The organism is Citrobacter sp. Cf087 (assembly GCF_030334285.1).
GTDB lineage: Bacteria > Pseudomonadota > Gammaproteobacteria > Enterobacterales > Enterobacteriaceae > Citrobacter > Citrobacter freundii.
On record NZ_JAOWED010000028.1, the window covers coordinates 524,910 to 544,935 of the forward strand.

The 20,026-nt window shown below is 52.5% G+C and carries 15 protein-coding genes; 13 read left to right on the plus strand and 2 right to left on the minus strand.

The genetic code is table 11. The annotated features are described in order from the left end of the window. Positions 1 to 47 precede the first annotated feature (47 nt). Positions 48 to 896 carry an NADPH-dependent 7-cyano-7-deazaguanine reductase QueF gene (queF, locus tag OGV57_RS10995; protein ID WP_003034084.1) on the minus strand — a complete coding sequence of 283 codons (849 nt, stop codon included), beginning with the start codon at positions 894 to 896 and terminating at the stop codon, positions 48 to 50. Positions 897 to 964: 68 nt separating this feature from the next. On the opposite strand from queF, the gene syd reads away from it, so the two are divergent. From syd to OGV57_RS11035, 8 genes are all read left to right on the plus strand, one after another. Next, positions 965 to 1,510, plus strand: coding sequence for a SecY-interacting protein (gene syd / locus OGV57_RS11000; protein WP_003840362.1), 546 nt, complete (start codon positions 965 to 967; stop codon positions 1,508 to 1,510). 633 nt (positions 1,511 to 2,143) lie between these two features. Beyond that, positions 2,144 to 2,473 (plus strand): YqcC family protein, encoded by a 330-nt coding sequence (locus tag OGV57_RS11005; protein ID WP_003034091.1) that lies wholly within the window; start codon positions 2,144 to 2,146, stop codon positions 2,471 to 2,473. Beyond that, on the plus strand, positions 2,473 to 3,255 hold the full coding sequence (gene truC, locus OGV57_RS11010; RefSeq protein ID WP_016150914.1) for a tRNA pseudouridine(65) synthase TruC: 783 nt from the start codon (positions 2,473 to 2,475) through the stop codon (positions 3,253 to 3,255). Before OGV57_RS11005 ends, truC begins: the two co-directional genes overlap by 1 nt. Positions 3,256 to 3,274: 19 nt before the next feature. Beyond that, a complete protein-coding gene (locus OGV57_RS11015) occupies positions 3,275 to 3,724 on the plus strand; it encodes a flavodoxin (protein ID WP_003846536.1) in 450 nt (149 codons plus the stop codon). A gap of 342 nt (positions 3,725 to 4,066) precedes the next feature. Beyond that, the gene (gudP, locus tag OGV57_RS11020) at positions 4,067 to 5,419 is read left to right on the plus strand and encodes a galactarate/glucarate/glycerate transporter GudP (RefSeq protein WP_003034105.1); all 1,353 of its coding nucleotides are present in this window, start codon (positions 4,067 to 4,069) and stop codon (positions 5,417 to 5,419) included. A 2-nt stretch (positions 5,420 to 5,421) separates the two neighbouring features. Further along, the gene (locus OGV57_RS11025) at positions 5,422 to 6,762 is read left to right on the plus strand and encodes an enolase C-terminal domain-like protein (protein WP_003846538.1); all 1,341 of its coding nucleotides are present in this window, start codon (positions 5,422 to 5,424) and stop codon (positions 6,760 to 6,762) included. Between the two features lie 20 nt (positions 6,763 to 6,782). After that, positions 6,783 to 8,123, plus strand: a complete 1,341-nt coding sequence (gene gudD, locus OGV57_RS11030) for a glucarate dehydratase (RefSeq protein WP_003034111.1) — start codon at positions 6,783 to 6,785, stop codon at positions 8,121 to 8,123. 81 nt (positions 8,124 to 8,204) lie between these two features. Then, positions 8,205 to 9,347, plus strand: coding sequence for a glycerate kinase (locus OGV57_RS11035; protein WP_048218511.1), 1,143 nt, complete (start codon positions 8,205 to 8,207; stop codon positions 9,345 to 9,347). Positions 9,348 to 9,390: 43 nt separating this feature from the next. Here OGV57_RS11035 and barA read toward each other — a convergent pair whose 3' ends face one another. After that, positions 9,391 to 12,147, minus strand: coding sequence for a two-component sensor histidine kinase BarA (barA, locus tag OGV57_RS11040; RefSeq protein ID WP_003840349.1), 2,757 nt, complete (start codon positions 12,145 to 12,147; stop codon positions 9,391 to 9,393). A 57-nt stretch (positions 12,148 to 12,204) separates the two neighbouring features. Here barA and rlmD point away from each other — a divergent pair, with 57 nt between their 5' ends. The 5 genes from rlmD to eno all read left to right on the plus strand — a co-directional run bounded on the left by rlmD (position 12,205) and on the right by eno (position 20,001). Next, positions 12,205 to 13,503: a 23S rRNA (uracil(1939)-C(5))-methyltransferase RlmD gene (rlmD, locus tag OGV57_RS11045; protein ID WP_032949930.1), complete on the plus strand. Its 1,299-nt coding sequence runs from the start codon at positions 12,205 to 12,207 to the stop codon at positions 13,501 to 13,503. Positions 13,504 to 13,603: 100 nt separating this feature from the next. Further along, positions 13,604 to 15,838 (plus strand): GTP diphosphokinase, encoded by a 2,235-nt coding sequence (gene relA, locus OGV57_RS11050; RefSeq protein WP_003034123.1) that lies wholly within the window; start codon positions 13,604 to 13,606, stop codon positions 15,836 to 15,838. A gap of 123 nt (positions 15,839 to 15,961) precedes the next feature. Continuing rightward, on the plus strand, positions 15,962 to 16,753 hold the full coding sequence (mazG, locus tag OGV57_RS11055; protein WP_003034125.1) for a nucleoside triphosphate pyrophosphohydrolase: 792 nt from the start codon (positions 15,962 to 15,964) through the stop codon (positions 16,751 to 16,753). Between the two features lie 224 nt (positions 16,754 to 16,977). Further along, positions 16,978 to 18,615: a glutamine hydrolyzing CTP synthase gene (gene pyrG / locus OGV57_RS11060; RefSeq protein WP_003034127.1), complete on the plus strand. Its 1,638-nt coding sequence runs from the start codon at positions 16,978 to 16,980 to the stop codon at positions 18,613 to 18,615. An 87-nt stretch (positions 18,616 to 18,702) separates the two neighbouring features. Continuing rightward, complete coding sequence (gene eno / locus OGV57_RS11065) at positions 18,703 to 20,001, plus strand: phosphopyruvate hydratase (RefSeq protein WP_003034129.1); 1,299 nt, start codon at positions 18,703 to 18,705, stop codon at positions 19,999 to 20,001. Positions 20,002 to 20,026: the final 25 nt, after the last annotated feature.

The following is a 20,026-nucleotide window of genomic DNA, read 5'->3' on the forward strand; positions in this document are numbered from 1 at the left end:
TCACAACCTTGTGCGCGGAATCCGACACGCAAAATTGAGAAAAAAGATTACTGACGCACCAGACGACCGGTTGCCGGAGTGAAATCGGTGTTGGTGCGCCATGGGTTAATGTCCAGGCCACCACGTCGCGTGTAGCGTGCGTAAACGCTCAGTTTCTCCGGCTGGCAGAAGCGCAGAATGTCATTGAAAATGCGTTCCACACACTGCTCGTGAAACTCATTATGGTGGCGGAAGGAGACCAGATAACGCAGCAGCTTCTCCCTGTCGATTTTCCGTCCGCGATACTGAATTTGTATGGAGCCCCAGTCGGGCTGATGGGTAATCAGACAGTTGGATTTCAGTAGATGGCTGACCAGTGTCTCTTCCACTGCCTTTTCACCGCTCACGGCATTTTCCAGATACGCAGTGCTGAACTGGTAGTTATCGATGACGATATCCTGATTGTCGATACAGGTGCCGTTAAAGTGGGCTATCGGCTGCCCTTCCAGTTCGTCAAGGCGGTACAGCGCCACGCTGACATCGCCCTGAGCGCAGGCGCGAAGATCGTTTTCCAGTGTCTGACGTACCGCATCCCAGGAATCAAAACGCGTCTGATTAAAACTGTTCAGGTAAAGCTTAAAGCTTTTCGATTCAATCAGATTTACGCTGGTGTAATCCAGTTCCACGTGACCGACTGCGACCTGGGGTAAGCCGTTGGTATTCAGCCACGACAGTTCATACAGCGTCCAGATATCTGCACCGTGAAAAGGCAGGGTATCGGCCTTTAAATCCAGCGGATCGCGGTTTAGGCTGCGCGGAACGCCCTGCAACAGACTTGCATCGTAATTGTCTCGGTAATCCGTTGATTTACCTAGAGTCAGGCCGTCAAGCGCCTGATGATTTTCATAAGAGGACATGTTTCACCGTCATAAACCAGATACACTATGCGACAAGTGTATCCTGGCTTTTGTGAAGAGAGAAATCAGTGGACGAATTGACAGCGCAGGCGTTGGTAGCCTTTACGACGCGTTATTGCGACGCATGGCATGAAAAAAACAACAGTTGGCCACTCAGTGAAGAGCTGTATGGCGTACCTTCTCCGTGCATCATTTCTTCCACAGACGATGCGGTATTTTGGCAGCCTCAACCTTTTGTCGGCGAAAAAAACCTCAATGCGGTTGAACGGGCCTTTGATATTGTGGTACAACCTGCCGCTCACGCTTTTTACACCACCCAGTTTGCCGGGGATATGCACGCGCAGTTTGCGGATGAAAAGCTGACGCTGCTGCAGACCTGGAGTGAAGATGACTTCAGGCGCGTTCAGGAAAACCTGATTGGTCACTTGGTTACGCAAAAGCGACTTAAGCTTTCGCCTACGCTTTTTATTGCCACACAAGATAATGAGCTTGACGTCATTTCGGTGTGCAATCTGTCCGGTGAAGTGTGCAAAGAAACGCTGGGAACCCGTAAACGAACGGTGCTGGCGGCCTCACTTGCGGAATTCCTCACTCAACTTAAGCCAGTTCTGTAATCCTGTTTGCCCTGAATCTTGTGAGAGATCTCTTACAAACCCTGTAGGACATTGCCAGGTGATAAGTAAAGACTTAATGAATTAATAAAATAATAATTTATTATTATTCAATTGGTTAGTCTTTTATTGTCAACTTTCATACGAAAATAATCGTAAGGGTAAGCCTGTAAGCATCTTGTAAGACAAAGCGAAACAGGCGATTCTATATCTGTCGACAAGGAGTCGCACAACGAAGAGAACATCAGGATGATGGCTCTTCACCTGGATACACCAGGACGGTGTTGCAAGGACAGGCTTCAGGACGAAGCAAAGAGGAAGACGCTGGATGCGTTAAAGGACACCTCCAGGACGGAGAATGAGAGCCGGTCAGGATGTTCGGCGGGTCAGGATGGCCAGGATACTTCAGGATGAAGTTTTCACATCGGGGTGATGTGAGCAGGATGCAAAAGTTCAGGATGAACAAGGTCGCAAGACCACAGGAAAAGTTGTCACGGATGAGCAGGGAGCACTAAAAGTAGCTGGAATGCTGCGAAACGAACCGGGAGCACTGTTTTTTTACAGTGCTCCCTTTTTTTATTTCCCTCCACTAGTGCTATTCTTCGCGCCAGATTTTTCATCATTGAGGTTTATTTCATGACGACTCATGACCGTGTGCGCCAGCAGTTACACGCACTTGAAGCGCTACTGCGTGAACATAATCACTGGCGGATGGATGAGCCAGCAGAGCATCTGTTTACCAGTACGCAGCCTTTTTGTATGGATACCATGGAGCCGGTTGAGTGGCTGCAGTGGGTGTTGATTCCCCGCATGCATACGCTACTCGATAACGCGCAGCCGCTTCCGCAGGCTTTTGCCGTTGCACCGTATTACGAAATGGCGCTGGCAGCCGATCATCCGCAACGCGACATTCTCCTGGCGGCATTGCAGGAGCTGGATGCGCTGTTTACCAGTGATAACGCCTGATGCTGGAAATTCTTTATCAGGACGAATGGCTGGTTGCAGTCAATAAACCTTCGGGCTGGTTGGTTCACCGCAGTTGGCTCGACCGGGATGAGAAAGTGGTGGTGATGCAAACGGTGCGAGACCAAATTGGTCAGCACGTTTTTACCGCCCATCGACTCGACAGACCAACCTCCGGTGTGCTGCTGATGGGACTGTCCAGCGAAGCCGGGCGTTTGTTGTCTCAGCAGTTTGAACATCATCAAATTCAGAAACGCTATCATGCGATTGTGCGTGGCTGGCTGATGGATGATGCCGTGCTGGATTACCCGTTGGTCGAAGAGCTGGATAAGATTGCCGATAAGTTTGCCCGCGATGATAAAGGCCCGCAGCCTGCCGTCACCCATTATCGCGGCCTGGCAACGGTAGAAATGCCGGTAGCGACCGGGCGTTATCCGACCACCCGTTATGGACTGGTGGAGCTGGATCCTAAAACCGGTCGCAAGCACCAGCTCAGGCGCCATCTGGCCCACTTACGCCATCCGATAATTGGCGACAGCAAGCACGGTGATTTACGGCAAAACCGCAGCGCCGCAGAGCATTTCGGTTGTCAGCGATTAATGCTGCATGCCAGCCAGCTTGCGCTGACGCATCCATTCACCGGTGAGCCTCTGGTTATTCGCGCCGGGCTGGATGACGTCTGGATGCAGGCATTGTCACAATTTGGCTGGCGTGGACTTCTCCCTGAGAATGAAAGGGTTGAGTTCGTCGAGCGGTCAGGTCAGGATGAGCAGATAGATTCTTAAGTCCCAGGAGATTACGGTTATGGCGGAAATTGGAATTTTTGTCGGCACAATGTACGGAAACGCGCTGCTGGTTGCCGAAGAGGCCGAGGCCATTTTGACGGCACAGGGTCATAAAGCCACGGTGTTTGAAGATCCTGAGCTTAGCGACTGGCAGGTATATCAGGATAAATATGTGCTGGTGGTGACCTCAACGACCGGGCAGGGCGATCTGCCCGATAGCATTGTGCCGCTGTTTCAGGGGATCAAAGATAATCTCGGTTTCCAGCCAAATCTGCATTACGGAGTCATTGCGCTGGGCGACAGCAGCTACGTTAATTTCTGCAATGGTGGCAAACAGTTTGATGCGCTGTTGCAGGAGCAAAGCGCACAGCGCGTGGGTGAAATGTTGCTGATTGACGCCAGCGAACATCCTGAACCGGAAAGCGAATCCAACCCTTGGGTAGAAAACTGGGGAACCTTGCTCAAATAATCTCTCGCCCGTACGGGCATACAACCCCCATTTGAACCGTAGGCCGGGTCAGGCGAAGCCGCCACCCGGCAATAAAACCCCAATTACGTGAACTAACTTCCACTGCTTTGGGCTTATGCCCCAAACAACTTCTTACTGCCTCCCGAATGTTGTGTTCATGCACGGTGAGGGTAAGAGCCACTCCTTCATATACTTTTCCCGTCAGTTCCCGAAAAGGCAGCGAGTCAGAATAAAACGGCCCTGAGCTGTACCAAAACTGCCACACACTAACCTCTCATTCTGATCACCCTACAGGTGCTGTACAGAATGAACTGGCGAAAGCCAAGATTCAGGAGTGCAACAATGAGTTCATTAAGTCAGGCGGCGAGCAGCGCTGAAAAACGCACTAACGCTCGCTACTGGATAGTGGTGATGTTGTTTATCGTCACATCCTTCAACTACGGCGATCGCGCCACCTTATCCATTGCCGGTTCGGAGATGGCCAAAGACATTGGTCTGGATGCGGTAGGGATGGGTTATGTATTCTCCGCTTTCTCATGGGCCTATGTTATCGGCCAGATCCCTGGCGGCTGGTTGCTTGACCGCTTCGGTTCAAAACGTGTTTATTTCTGGTCCATCTTTATCTGGTCCATGTTTACCCTGCTGCAGGGCTTCGTCGATATCTTTAGCGGCTTCGGCATTATCGTTGCGCTGTTTACGTTGCGATTCCTTGTCGGTTTAGCTGAAGCACCTTCCTTCCCCGGCAATAGTCGTATAGTTGCGGCATGGTTCCCGGCACAGGAGAGGGGCACGGCGGTCGCAATCTTTAACTCTGCGCAGTACTTTGCCACCGTTATTTTTGCGCCAATCATGGGGTGGCTGACCCACGAAGTGGGCTGGTCGCATGTGTTCTTCTTTATGGGCGGCCTCGGGATTGTTATCAGCTTTATCTGGCTGAAGGTGATTCATGAACCAAACCAGCACCCGGGCGTAAACCAAAAAGAGCTGGAGTACATTGCTGAAGGCGGGGCGCTGATCAATATGGATCAGGCGGCCGCCAAAGCTAAAGTGCCGTTCAGCGTGAAGTGGGGGCAAATCAAACAGCTGCTGGGCTCACGGATGATGATCGGTATTTACATCGGGCAATACTGCATTAACGCGCTGACCTACTTCTTTATCACCTGGTTCCCGGTTTATCTGGTGCAGGCTCGCGGTATGTCGATTTTGAAAGCTGGTTTTGTCGCTTCGGTCCCGGCCATTTGCGGATTCGCCGGCGGCGTGCTCGGCGGCATTATTTCCGACTGGCTGATGCGCCGTACCGGTTCGCTAAATATCGCCCGTAAAACGCCAATCGTACTCGGCATGCTGCTGTCGATGGTGATGGTGTTCTGTAACTACGTCAACGTGGAGTGGATGATCATCGGCTTTATGGCGCTGGCCTTCTTCGGCAAAGGTATCGGTGCGTTGGGATGGGCGGTGATGGCTGATACTGCACCTAAAGAGATCAGCGGTCTGAGCGGCGGTTTGTTCAACATGTTTGGCAATATCTCCGGTATCGTCACGCCAATTGCTATCGGCTACATCGTAGGGACCACCGGCTCGTTTAACGGCGCGTTGATTTACGTCGGGGTGCATGCGTTGATTGCGGTGGTGAGCTATCTGGTACTGGTGGGTGATATTAAACGTATCGAACTGAAACCTGTCGCAGGACAATGATGATGACAACACAATCGAGTCCCGTTATTACCGATATGAAGGTCATCCCGGTGGCCGGTCATGACAGCATGCTGCTCAATATTGGCGGTGCGCACAATGCATATTTCACCCGCAATATTGTGGTTCTTACCGATAACGCCGGCAATACCGGCGTCGGTGAAGCGCCGGGCGGCGAAGTGATTTATCAGACGCTGGTTGACGCTATCCCGATGGTATTGGGTCAGGAGGTTGCGCGCCTGAATAAGGTGGTACAGCAGGTGCATAAAGGCAACCAGGCCGCTGATTTTGACACCTTCGGCAAAGGCGCCTGGACGTTTGAGCTACGGGTAAACGCGGTGGCGGCGCTGGAAGCGGCGCTGCTCGACCTGCTGGGCAAGGCGCTGAACGTGCCGGTTTGTGAACTGTTAGGGCCGGGCAAGCAGCGTGATGCGGTCACCGTACTCGGCTATCTGTTCTACGTGGGCGATCGCACAAAGACCGATTTACCGTATCTGGAAAGCACGCCGGGAAACCATGAGTGGTATCACCTGCGTCACCAGCAAGCGATGAACAGTGAGGCGGTGGTACGTCTGGCTCAGGCTTCGCAGGATCGCTACGGCTTTAAAGATTTCAAACTCAAAGGTGGTGTACTGCCTGGCGAGCAGGAAATCGACACCGCTCGTGCGCTGAAAAAATGCTTCCCGGATGCGCGTATTACGGTTGATCCCAACGGTGCCTGGTTGCTGGATGAAGCCATCTCCCTGTGTAAAGGGCTGAACGATGTTCTGACCTACGCCGAAGATCCATGCGGCGCTGAACAGGGTTTTTCTGGCCGCGAAGTGATGGCCGAGTTCCGCCGTGCAACCGGTCTACCGGTAGCAACCAACATGATAGCCACCAACTGGCGTGAAATGGGCCATGCGGTGATGCTGAACTCAGTAGATATTCCGCTGGCCGATCCGCACTTCTGGACCCTTTCCGGCGCGGTACGCGTGGCACAGTTATGCGATGACTGGGGCCTGACCTGGGGCTGCCATTCTAACAATCATTTTGATATTTCGCTGGCGATGTTCACCCACGTTGGCGCCGCTGCGCCGGGCAACCCGACGGCTATCGACACCCACTGGATCTGGCAGGAGGGCGATTGCCGTCTGACCAAAAATCCGCTGGAGATTAAGAACGGGAAAATTGCTGTTCCTGACGCGCCTGGACTGGGCGTAGAGCTGGACTGGGATCAGGTTAACAAGGCTCATGAAGCCTACAAGAGACTGCCCGGCGGCGCGCGTAATGACGCAGGCCCAATGCAGTATCTGATCCCCGGATGGACTTTTGACCGTAAACGTCCCGTTTTCGGCCGCCACTAATTTTGAATAAGGACTTAATTATGAGCGCACAATTTTCTACCCCATTGGTTACCTCTATGCAGGTTATTCCGGTTGCGGGTCATGACAGTATGCTGATGAACCTGAGCGGCGCACATGCTCCATTCTTCACGCGCAATATTGTGATTATTAAAGATAACTCCGGTCATACCGGCGTGGGTGAAATTCCCGGCGGAGAAAAAATCCGCAAAACGCTGGAAGATGCGATCCCGCTGGTGGTAGGCAAAACGTTAGGTGAATACAAAAACGTGCTGAATGCGGTACGCAATACTTTTGCCGATCGTGATGCGGGCGGTCGCGGTTTGCAGACGTTTGATTTACGTACCACTATTCATGTGGTTACTGGGATCGAAGCGGCCATGTTGGATCTGTTAGGTCAGCATCTGGGCGTAAACGTCGCCTCTCTGCTGGGTGATGGACAGCAGCGTAGCGAAGTTGAAATGTTGGGTTACCTGTTCTTTGTCGGTAACCGTAAGGCAACGCCGCTGCCGTACCAGAGTCAGCCGGATGAGAAGTGCGACTGGTATCGTCTGCGTCATGAAGAGGCGATGACCCCGGATGCGGTAGTGCGCCTGGCGGAAGCTGCGTATGAGAAGTATGGTTTCAACGACTTTAAACTGAAAGGCGGCGTGCTGGCCGGGGAAGAGGAAGCGGAATCTATCGTTGCGCTGGCGAAGCGTTTCCCGCAGGCCCGCGTCACGCTGGATCCGAACGGCGCGTGGTCCCTAAACGAAGCGATTAAGATCGGCAAATATCTGAAGGGTTCTCTGGCCTATGCGGAAGATCCGTGTGGCGCCGAGCAGGGCTTCTCTGGTCGTGAAGTGATGGCGGAATTCCGCCGCGCCACCGGTCTGCCGACCGCCACCAACATGATCGCCACCGACTGGCGTCAGATGGGGCATACGCTGTCGTTGCAGTCCGTGGATATCCCACTGGCGGACCCACACTTCTGGACCATGCAGGGTTCTGTCCGCGTGGCGCAAATGTGCCATGAGTTTGGGTTGACCTGGGGATCGCACTCTAACAACCACTTTGATATTTCGCTGGCGATGTTTACGCATGTCGCGGCAGCGGCTCCGGGCAAAATTACCGCGATTGACACCCACTGGATCTGGCAGGAAGGCAATCAACGCCTGACCAAAGAGCCATTTGAAATCAAAGGCGGCATGGTGCAGGTTCCGGCAAAACCGGGTCTGGGCGTGGAGCTGGATATGGATCAGGTCATGAAAGCGCATGAGCTGTACCAGCAACATGGATTGGGGGCGCGTGATGATGCGATGGGAATGCAGTATCTGATCCCGAACTGGACGTTTGATAATAAGCGTCCGTGCATGGTACGCTAAGCGAGCTGGGACCGCTCCCATTAAGGGGCGGTTTTTATCCTGGTATATGCTTAACACAGTCAACATGCGTAAGGATGCTTTATGAAAATAGTAATCGCACCGGATTCCTATAAGGAAAGTTTGAGTGCGCTTGAAGTGGCAACGGCTATTGAGCAGGGGTTTCGTGAGATCTGGCCTGATGCGGATTACGTGAAGATTCCGGTTGCAGATGGCGGTGAAGGAACGGTCGAAGCGATGGTTGCCGCAACGCAAGGTCACCTTGTGCATGTTGATGTTACCGGCCCTTTGGGCAACACAATTCAGGCATTTTATGGTTTATCCGGTGATGAGCGCTCGGCGTTTATCGAAATGGCGGCTGCCAGCGGACTGGAACAGGTTCCTGCGGGGTTACGCGATCCGCTGAAAACGACATCCTGGGGAACCGGGGAGTTAATCCGTCATGCGTTGGACGCTGGCGTTGAGCATATCATCATTGGAATTGGCGGAAGCGCCACCAATGATGGCGGTGCCGGGATGGTGCAAGCGCTGGGAGCAAAATTGCTGGATACGCAAAATAACGATATTGCCCATGGCGGGGCTGGCCTCGAATCGCTCGCTCGGATTGATATTTCTCAGTTAGACCAGCGACTTGCTGCGTGTCGTATTGAAGTAGCTTGCGACGTGACTAATCCGTTGACCGGTGAAGAGGGCGCTTCTGCGGTTTTTGGCCCGCAAAAAGGGGCGACGCCGGAGATGATTACCCGCCTGGATCGGGCACTCACGCACTATGCGCAACTCATTGCCCGCGATCTGGACGTCAACGTGCTGGATCTGGCCGGCGGTGGCGCCGCTGGTGGTATGGGGGCGGCGCTATATGCGTTTTGCGGCGCACAGTTGCGCTGCGGTATTGAGATAGTAACGGATGCGTTGCACCTTGACGCCTGCGTTGCGGATGCGGATTTAGTGGTCACGGGTGAAGGGCGCATTGATAGTCAGACCATTCACGGTAAGGTTCCGGTTGGCGTGGCGAAGGTCGCAAAGCGTTACAACAAACCGGTTATCGGCATTGCCGGTAGCCTGACGGCGGATGTCGGTGTGGTCCACGAGCATGGGCTGGATGCGGTTTTCAGCGTCATCTATACCATCTGTACCTTGGATGAGGCGCTAAAGAACGCGAGCGACAACGTACGAATGACGGCGAGAAACGTGGCCGCAACGCTTAAAGCCGGGCAGCAATTACGCTGAGTTGTAGGTTGGATAAGGCGGTCACGCCGCCTTCCTGCGAATATTACCCCAACAACTTCTTCGCTTCGCGCGCAACGTTGTCCATTTCATCCAGAAGCTCTAAAAACTCAGGCTCCAGCTCTTCTTCCTTGGTCCCGCTACGTAATTGCTGCTCAATAAGCTGACACAGGTTTTTCATGCGGGGAACGCCGCTATAACCGCAGCTGCCGTGCAGCTTGTGGATCATATCCACCAGACCTTCAGGGTTTTCACCGACCAGCTGTTCTTCAATTTTGTTACGTACTTCGGGCAGAAAATCGAGCAGCATTTGCAGCATATCCCGCGCCAGATCGTTTTTACCTGCGGCTTGTCTTAATGCTAACTGCCAGTCGAGTGTGGTATTCGGATTGACTACCGGCTCAACAGGTTCAACGGCGATCGCCCTAAGCGCTGTGCTTGCGCCAGGTTTGTAGCGTAACAGCAGATTATGCAGCTTATCTTCTTCGATAGGCTTCGCCAGGTAATCGTTCATCCCGGCGCTGAGCAACTTCTCTTTCTGCCCGGCCATGGCGTGTGCGGTGACCGCAATGACCGGTGTCTGCTGTTGATGAGGAAGCTGGTGGATTAGTTCACAAGCGCGAATGCCGTCCATGTCTGGCATCTGAATATCCATCAGGATCAGATCAAATTGCATTTGTCTGGCGCGATCCACCGCTTGATGCCCACTGTCGCAGAGCACGACGTGCTGCACCTTATCTTCCAACAGTGCGCCAATCAGCTTGAGGTTCGCAGGGTTGTCGTCTACCGCCATAACGGTCATCGCAATTTTGCTATCGTCTAACAGCAGCGGATCCGCGCTGTGATTCACCTGACAATACTCTGTCAGCGCAGGCAGTAAGCGAGTTGAGGTGAGAGGTTTCAACAGACATGCCGCCGCGCCGCCCTGTTTTAACTTCTCGGCGTTAATCTGCGCATGGCAAGGCAGGGCCAGTAACAAAAAGTCGGTCATCGCCGCAGCGTTTGCCAGCCGCTCATGCTGCATGGTGAGCGGTTCGCGTAAAGTAACCGGAATGCCGAGCAGCAGAATATCGTAGTGATCCTTCGGCAGCCCGGAGAATGAAGGGCTGTAAATCACCTCCAACGGCGTTTCGCTCAAGATATCTAATGTGCACTGTGCGGCAGTGGCGTTCGGTTCGACGTAGGCCAGTCGTTTACCGGCCAGGCAGAGCGTGGTTGAGCGGTCAACGAGAACGTTAGGGTTAAGATCGAGGCTGATATGGAACCAGAACGTGGAACCCCGGTTCGGTTGACTATGGAAGGAGATATCCCCGCCCATTTCGTTGACCAGTTTTTGCGTAATGACCAGGCCCAGCCCGGTACCGCCGTGGCGGCGGGAAATACTGGCATCCGCCTGGCGGAAGGCCTGGAACAAGCGTGACTGATCGCGCTCAGGAATACCAATTCCGGTATCGCGGATTTGTACTTCAATCTGCACTTTCGTGTTACTAAGGGCGCGCTTCTCGACCAGAATGTCGATATTGCCGCCTTCGGTAAATTTGATGGCATTGCCAACCAGATTAGTGATTACCTGCTGTAAGCGCAGCGGATCGCCGATGACGTTGTCCGGCACGTCATTCTTAATATTTAGCGTCAGCTCAAGCCCTTTATCATGGGATGAATGCGCTAACAGCGTAACGACGTCATCCAGCGTGCTGCGCAGCGGGAAGGGAATGCTTTCCAGAATCAGCTTGCCCGCCTCAAGTTTGGAGAAGTCGAGTACATCATTGATGATAGCCAGCAGATTGTTAGCCGAGCGTTCAATGGTATTCAGGTGATCGCGCTGCGTGGTGTTGAGCTCGGTTTTTAGCGTAAGACGGGTGAAGCCAATCACGCCATTCAGCGGTGTTCGCAGTTCGTGCGACATGTTAGCCAGAAACTCAGACTTAATACGCGCCGCTTCCTGGGCGCGTTTCTTCGCCAGATCCAGTTCGACGTTCTGGATTTCCATCTGCTCCAGCGTTTCACGCAGGTCAGAGGTGGCCTGATCGATGTTGTGCTGCATCTCTTCATGGTAAGCCGCAAGTGACATCGCCATCGAGTTGATACCATTTTTGAGCATATCCAGCTCGCCCAGCATGAAACCTTCCACGCGGCTGTCGAGCTGTCCTCTACGAATTCGGTCAACGGTATTCACCATATTGCGAATCGGGCCGGTTACGTCTCGCATCAGACGCCAGCCAAAAATTAACGCAATACCAATACAAAACAGCATCATTACGCTGGAGATAAAGATCTCTTTGTACTGCTGCAATCGCACGGACTTAAGATCCAGCTCAAGCGCCACATACCCCAGCATATTTTTGGTGTTTTTCGCATCGCTTACGGCGGACTCATCTGGTGAATAGCTTTCCGATATAATCGGGGTACGCAGGATCATGATATCCCCGTGCCGGGTGACGCTTAGCTTACGGGGAAACGGTGAACCTGTCGCCAACTGCATTTCAGACGGATCGAGATGAAAATTAGAGGTGACGAACAGTCGGTTATTTTCGTCATAAACAGAAATTGCCCGCACAATATCGGAATGGCGACGATGCAGCACGCTGATAAGCTGGCCGATGGATTCCCTGTTTTGCAGGTTCATGCCATATTCGCTGGAGACCGCGAGTGGTTCTATGATGCTGGCACCAGCATCTTCCAGTTGACGCTGCAAGTCGTTATAGCGATGCACAACAAAAAAGATACTGAGCAACAAACCTATCAGGACGGTCGGGGCCAGGATCAGAATCATCATGCGTGCGCGCAGGCTGTAGTTGGTCATGGAGTTCCGTTATGGGACAATTAGGGTCACACTGTTAAATAGAGAAATATCTCGTCGATGGCGCAATTCTACTCTGCAAAACGACGCGTGACGACGCGTCAGATCATAACCGTTACCGTCAATGACCTCGATCCTTTTGGTCAGGGCGTCGCTCGCCATAACGGAAAAGCGTTGTTTATACCGGAATTGCTACCCCAGGAAAGCGCCGAGGTGGTGATTACCGAAGATAAAAAACAGTTCGCCCGCGCGCAAGTAAAACGACGTTTGAACAACAGCCCTGAGCGTGAAGTGCCACGTTGCCCGCATTTTGGCGTATGCGGCGGTTGCCAGCAGCAGCATGCCAGCATCTCGTTACAGCAGCGTAGTAAAAGCGCGGCGTTGTCGCGTTTAATGAAATGTGACGTGTCGGATGTTATAGCTGATACGCCGTGGGGCTATCGTCGTCGTGCCCGATTGAGCCTGAACTATCGGCCAAAAGAACACAAATTGCAGATGGGGTTTCGCAAATCAGGCTCCAGCGACATTATCGATGTCAAACAATGCCCTGTTTTGGTGCCCCAGCTTGAAGCGTTATTGCCCCATCTCAGGGCGTGTCTGGAAAGTCTTCAAGGGTTACGCCACCTTGGACATGTTGAACTGGTGCAGGCAGGGAGCGGAACCCTGATGATTTTGCGCCACACGGCGCCATTAAGTGCAGCGGATAAAGAAAAACTGGAATGCTTTTCGCATTCTCAGGGGCTGTCTTTGTTTCTGGCCCCGCAAAGCGAGATACTGGAATCAATATCAGAAGAATCGCCCTGGTATGACTCAAATGGACTACGGTTAACCTTCAGCCCGCGCGATTTTATTCAGGTTAACGAAGGGGTAAACCAACAAATGGTGGCCCGTGCGCTGGAATGGCTCGATGTGCAACCTGAAGATCGCGTACTCGATCTGTTCTGTGGAATGGGTAATTTTACCCTGCCGCTGGCAACTCGAGCAGCAAGCGTGGTTGGCGTGGAAGGTGTTCCGGCGCTGGTTGAAAAAGGTCGGGAAAATGCACTGAATAACGGATTACACAATGTGACATTCTTTCATGAGAACCTTGAGGAAGATGTTACCCGGCAGCCGTGGGCGAAAAACGGATTCGACAAAGTTTTGCTCGATCCTGCGCGTGCGGGGGCTGCTGGTGTGATGCAACATATTATAAAATTAGAACCTATACGCGTTGTTTATGTATCCTGTAACCCGGCAACGCTGGCTCGTGACAGCGATGCTTTGCTCAATGCGGGATATGCCATCCGGCGGCTGGCGATGCTCGATATGTTCCCGCACACTGGACACCTGGAATCAATGGTCCTGTTTGAGCGTTTGTAATGAACTTAATACCCATTGGATTTCGCCTTGTAATGCTGTGTGAAAGACAATGGGTTCGGCTTGTCGACTTCGACAGGCCATGCCCCTTAAGGAGAGGACGATGGTTGCGGTAAGAAGTGCACATTTAAATAAAGCTGGTGAGTTTGATCCCAAGAAATGGATCGCGAGTCTGGGGATCTCCAGCCAGCAGTCGTGTGAACGCTTAGCCGAAACCTGGGCGTACTGCCTCCAGCAGACACAGGGGCATCCGGATGCGGATCTGCTGCTGTGGCGTGGCGTGGAGATGGTAGAAATTCTCTCCATGTTGAGCATGGATATCGACACGCTGCGTGCAGCAATGCTGTTCCCTCTGGCTGATGCCAACGTGGTAAGTGAAGACATCCTGCGCGAGAGCGTGGGCAAATCCATTGTTCATCTTATCCACGGCGTGCGTGATATGGCGGCGATACGCCAGCTTAAAGCCACGCATACCGATTCAGTTTCTTCCGAGCAGGTCGATAACGTCCGCCGCATGCTGCTGGCAATGGTAGATGACTTCCGCTGTGTGGTCATCAAGCTGGCAGAGCGGATTGCCCATCTGCGTGAAGTGAAAGACGCGCCGGAAGATGAACGCGTTCTGGCGGCAAAAGAGTGCACCAATATCTATGCACCGCTGGCCAACCGTTTGGGAATCGGGCAATTAAAATGGGAGCTGGAAGATTATTGCTTCCGTTATCTGCACCCGGCTGAATACAAACGCATTGCCAAGCTGCTGCATGAACGTCGTATCGACAGGGAGCATTACATTGATGAGTTCGTTGGTCATTTGCGCTCAGAGATGAAAACGGAAGGCGTCAAAGCTGAAGTGTACGGGCGTCCGAAGCATATCTACAGCATCTGGCGCAAAATGCAGAAAAAGCAGTTGGCCTTCGATGAACTGTTCGATGTGCGCGCAGTGCGTATCGTGGCAGAGCGTTTACAGGACTGCTATGCCGCGCTCGGGATAGTACATACTCACTATCGCCATCTGCCGGATGAGTTTGATGACTACGTCGCGAACCCGAAACCCAACGGCTACCAGTCAATCCATACGGTTGTGCTGGGGCCGGGCGGGAAAACCATTGAAATTCAGATCCGTACTAAACAGATGCACGAAGATGCCGAACTGGGCGTCGCGGCGCACTGGAAGTACAAAGAGGGCACCGCTTCAGGCGCGGCGCGCTCTGGTCATGAAGATCGCATTGCATGGCTGCGTAAGCTGATCGCCTGGCAGGAAGAGATGGCAGATTCCGGTGAAATGCTGGATGAAGTTCGTAGCCAGGTCTTTGATGACCGCGTGTATGTCTTTACGCCGAAAGGCGATGTTGTGGATCTGCCTGCAGGCTCCACGCCGCTCGATTTTGCTTACCACATTCATAGTGATGTGGGGCATCGTTGCATTGGCGCGAAAATTGGTGGACGCATCGTACCGTTTACCTACCAACTGCAGATGGGCGATCAAATTGAAATTATCACCCAGAAACAGCCAAACCCAAGCCGCGACTGGTTGAACCCTAACCTTGGCTACGTAACCACCAGTCGTGGGCGTTCGAAGATCCACGCCTGGTTCCGTAAACAGGACCGTGATAAGAACATTCTTGCAGGTCGCCAGATTCTCGACGATGAGCTGGCGCATTTAGGCATCAGCCTGAAAGAAGCGGAAAAACATCTGCTGCCGCGCTACAGTTTCAATGAGCTGGATGAACTGCTGGCGGCGATTGGCGGAGGAGACATCCGCCTCAACCAGATGGTGAATTTCCTGCAGGCGCAGTTTAATAAGCCAAGCGCTGCCGAACAGGATGCCGCCGCGCTGAAACAGCTTCAGCAGAAAACGCACGCACCGCAGAGTCGCCGTAAAGACGACGGTCGTGTCGTGGTGGAAGGGGTAGGTAACCTGATGCACCACATCGCTCGCTGCTGCCAGCCGATTCCAGGCGATGAGATTGTCGGGTTTATTACCCAGGGACGCGGTATTTCCGTGCACCGGGCGGATTGTGAACAGCTGACTGAGCTGCGCTCCCATGCGCCGGAACGTATTGTTGATGCGGTCTGGGGCGAAAGTTACTCTGCAGGGTATTCGCTGGTGGTTCGCGTCCAGGCCAACGATCGCAGTGGCTTGTTACGTGATATCACCACGATTCTCGCCAACGAGAAGGTAAACGTGCTGGGCGTTGCCAGCCGGAGTGATACCAAACAACAGCTTGCCACCATTGATATGACCATCGAAATCTACAACCTGCAGGTGCTCGGGCGCGTGCTCGGCAAGCTGAACCAGGTACCGGATGTGATCGACGCACGTCGTCTGCACGGTAATTAATCATAATGTAGGCCGGATAACCTTGTAGGCCTGATAAGACGCGTTAGCGTTGCCATCAGGCATTGCTATGTTGCCGGATGTTGCCTTATCCGGCCTACCGTATTGAAATTTCAGGATATTCCAATGAATCAAATCAACCGACTGCTCGGTATTATGCAGCGCCTGCGCGACCCGGAGAACGGTTGTCCGTGGGACAAAGAGCAGACATTCGCCACTATTGCTCCTTACACCCTCGAAGAGACTTATGAAGTGCTGGACGCGATTGCGCGAGAAGACTTCGACGACCTGCGTGGAGAGTTGGGGGATCTGCTGTTCCAGGTGGTGTTTTACGCCCAGATGGCTCAGGAAGAAGGGCGCTTCAACTTTGATGATATTTGCGCTGCGATAAGCGATAAGCTTGAACGCCGCCACCCGCATGTTTTTGCTGACGTTTCTGCCAGTAACAGCACCGAGGTGCTTACCCGTTGGGAGCAAATCAAAACCGAAGAACGTGCTGAGAAGGCACAGCATTCCGCGCTCGACGATATTCCCCGTAGTTTACCGGCATTAATGCGCGCCCAAAAAATCCAGAAACGCTGCTCAAATGTTGGCTTCGACTGGAAAACATTAGGACCGGTTGTCGACAAGGTTTACGAAGAGATCGACGAAGTCATGTTTGAGGCGAAGCAGGCTGTTGTCGACCAGGCTAAACTGGAGGAGGAAATGGGCGATCTGCTGTTTGCCACGGTCAATATGGCCCGGCATTTAGGCACTAAAGCAGAGACTGCTTTGCAAAAAGCGAACGAGAAATTTGAGCGACGTTTTCGTGAGGTTGAGCGAATTGTGGCGGCTCGAGGTCTGGAAATGACTGGTGTTGATCTGGAAACTATGGAAGAAGTCTGGCAACAGGTAAAACGGCAGGAAATTGATCTCTAAGGGATTTCGTCGGTCAAGGGCGATTTGTGTGATTTTTTAAATAACAAGCGCTTGATTTACGTCAAAAACATTTACCCCAAAGGGGCTATTTTCTCACTCCCGATGTTAATGTGAGCCTGGTGAAGAGGAGGAATAATGAAAGTTTGTGGCGCTCGTCATGTTCGGGTATACTACTTTCCCGTCTTGGTAATTCCATCGTTTCACCCTAACTTCTCAGGTCCAGCATGACAACGAACTATATTTTTGTGACCGGCGGGGTCGTATCCTCTCTGGGAAAAGGCATTGCCGCAGCCTCCCTGGCAGCCATTCTTGAAGCCCGTGGCCTCAATGTAACCATGATGAAACTGGATCCGTACATCAACGTCGATCCAGGTACTATGAGCCCAATCCAACACGGGGAAGTGTTCGTTACCGAAGACGGCGCTGAAACCGACCTGGACCTGGGTCACTATGAGCGCTTCATTCGTACCAAAATGAGCCGCCGCAACAACTTCACTACGGGTCGTATCTACTCCGACGTTCTGCGTAAAGAACGCCGTGGCGACTACCTGGGCGCGACCGTTCAGGTTATCCCGCACATCACGAATGCCATTAAAGAGCGTGTTCTGGAAGGCGGTGAAGGTCATGATGTTGTTCTGGTTGAAATCGGCGGAACCGTTGGGGATATCGAATCTCTGCCGTTCCTTGAAGCGATTCGCCAGATGGCCGTAGAAATTGGTCGCGAGCACACGCTGTTTATGCATCTGACGCTGGTTCCGTACATGGCAGCGGCAGGTGAAGTCAAAACTAAACCGACTCAGCACTCTGTAAAAGAGCTGCTTTCTATCGGTATTCAGCCAGATATCCTGATTTGCCGCTCCGATCGCGCAGTTCCGGCTAATGAACGTGCAAAAATTGCATTGTTCTGTAACGTTCCGGAAAAAGCGGTGATTTCTCTGAAAGATGTCGATTCCATCTATAAAATCCCGGGCCTGTTGAAATCTCAGGGCCTTGACGATTATATTTGTAAACGATTCAGCTTGAACTGTCCGGAAGCTAATCTGTCAGAATGGGAACAGGTTATCTACGAAGAAGCGAATCCGGCAGGCGAAGTGACTATCGGTATGGTCGGCAAGTACATTGAACTGCCGGATGCCTATAAATCAGTTATCGAAGCGCTGAAGCATGGCGGTCTGAAGAATCGTGTCACCGTCAATATCAAGCTGATCGATTCACAAGATGTCGAAACGCGTGGCGTTGAGATCCTGAAAGGTCTTGATGCAATCCTGATCCCTGGCGGCTTCGGCTATCGTGGTGTTGAAGGTAAAATCGCGACGGCGCGCTTTGCGCGTGAGAACAATATTCCTTATCTGGGCATTTGCCTGGGTATGCAGGTTGCGTTGATTGAGTTTGCACGTAACGTAGTGGGTATGGACAACGCCAACTCCACGGAATTTGTGCCAGACTGTAAGTACCCGGTGGTGGCCCTGATTACCGAATGGCGCGATGAAGACGGCAACGTCGAAGTCCGTACCGAGAAGAGCGATCTGGGCGGCACTATGCGTCTTGGTGCGCAGCAGTGTCAGTTGAGCGACGATAGCCTGGTTCGTCAACTGTACGGCGCGCCGACAATTGTTGAACGCCACCGCCACCGTTACGAAGTCAACAATATGCTGTTGAAACAGATTGAAGCTGCGGGTCTGCGTATTGCAGGCCGTTCCGGTGATGATCAGTTGGTCGAGATCATTGAGGTACCGAATCATCCGTGGTTCGTGGCCTGTCAGTTCCACCCGGAATTTACTTCCACGCCACGTGATGGGCACCCGCTGTTTGCCGGCTTTGTGAAAGCCGCCAGTGAACATCAGAAGCGTCAGGCGAAGTAAGAAGTAAATAAGTTAGAACGGCAATGCACCCATCAGGGTGCATTGTTTGTCTGGAGTTTTAGTTTAACTTGTACTGAGGAAAATCTAATGTCCAAAATCGTTAAAATCATCGGTCGTGAAATCATCGACTCCCGTGGTAACCCGACTGTTGAAGCCGAAGTACACCTGGAAGGTGGTTTCGTTGGTATGGCAGCAGCTCCGTCAGGTGCTTCTACTGGTTCCCGCGAAGCACTGGAACTGCGCGATGGCGACAAATCCCGTTTCATGGGTAAAGGCGTACTGAAAGCTGTTGCAGCTGTTAACGGCCCAATTGCTCAGGCTCTGCTGGGTAAAGATGCTAAAGATCAGGCTGGCATCGACAAGATCATGATCGATCTGGACGGTACTGAAAACAAATCCAACTTCGGTGCAAACGCCATCCTGGCTGTGTCCCTGGCGAACGCCAAAGCAGCAGCTGCTGCTAAAGGCCTGCCGCTGTATGCACACATCGCTGAACTGAACGGTACTCCGGGTAAATACTCCATGCCGGTTCCGATGATGAACATCATCAACGGTGGTGAGCACGCTGACAACAACGTCGACATCCAGGAATTCATGATTCAGCCGGTTGGCGCTAAGACTCTGAAAGAAGCCGTTCGTATGGGTTCTGAAGTGTTCCACAACCTGGCTAAAGTTCTGAAAGCTAAAGGTATGAACACTGCAGTTGGTGACGAAGGCGGCTACGCGCCGAACCTGGGTTCCAACGCTGAAGCTCTGGCTGTAATCGCTGAAGCGGTTAAAGCAGCTGGCTACGAGCTGGGCAAAGACATCACTCTGGCGATGGACTGTGCAGCTTCTGAATTCTACAAAGACGGTAAATACGTCCTGGCTGGCGAAGGCAACAAAGCATTCACCTCCGAAGAATTCACTCACTTCCTGGAAGAACTGACCAAACAGTACCCGATCGTGTCCATCGAAGATGGTCTGGACGAGTCTGACTGGGACGGTTTCGCATACCAGACTAAAGTACTGGGCGACAAAATCCAGCTGGTTGGTGACGATCTGTTCGTAACCAACACCAAGATCCTGAAAGAAGGCATCGAAAAAGGCATCGTTAACTCCATCCTGATCAAATTCAACCAGATCGGTTCTCTGACCGAAACTCTGGCTGCGATCAAAATGGCGAAAGATGCTGGCTACACCGCTGTCATCTCTCACCGTTCTGGCGAAACTGAAGATGCTACCATCGCTGACCTGGCTGTTGGTACCGCTGCAGGCCAGATCAAAACTGGTTCTATGAGCCGTTCTGACCGCGTTGCTAAGTACAACCAGCTGATTCGTATCGAAGAAGCTCTGGGTGAACAAGCACCGTACAACGGTCGTAAAGAGATCAAAGGTCAGGCGTAATCCTGTTCTTTAACTCTTAACGTAA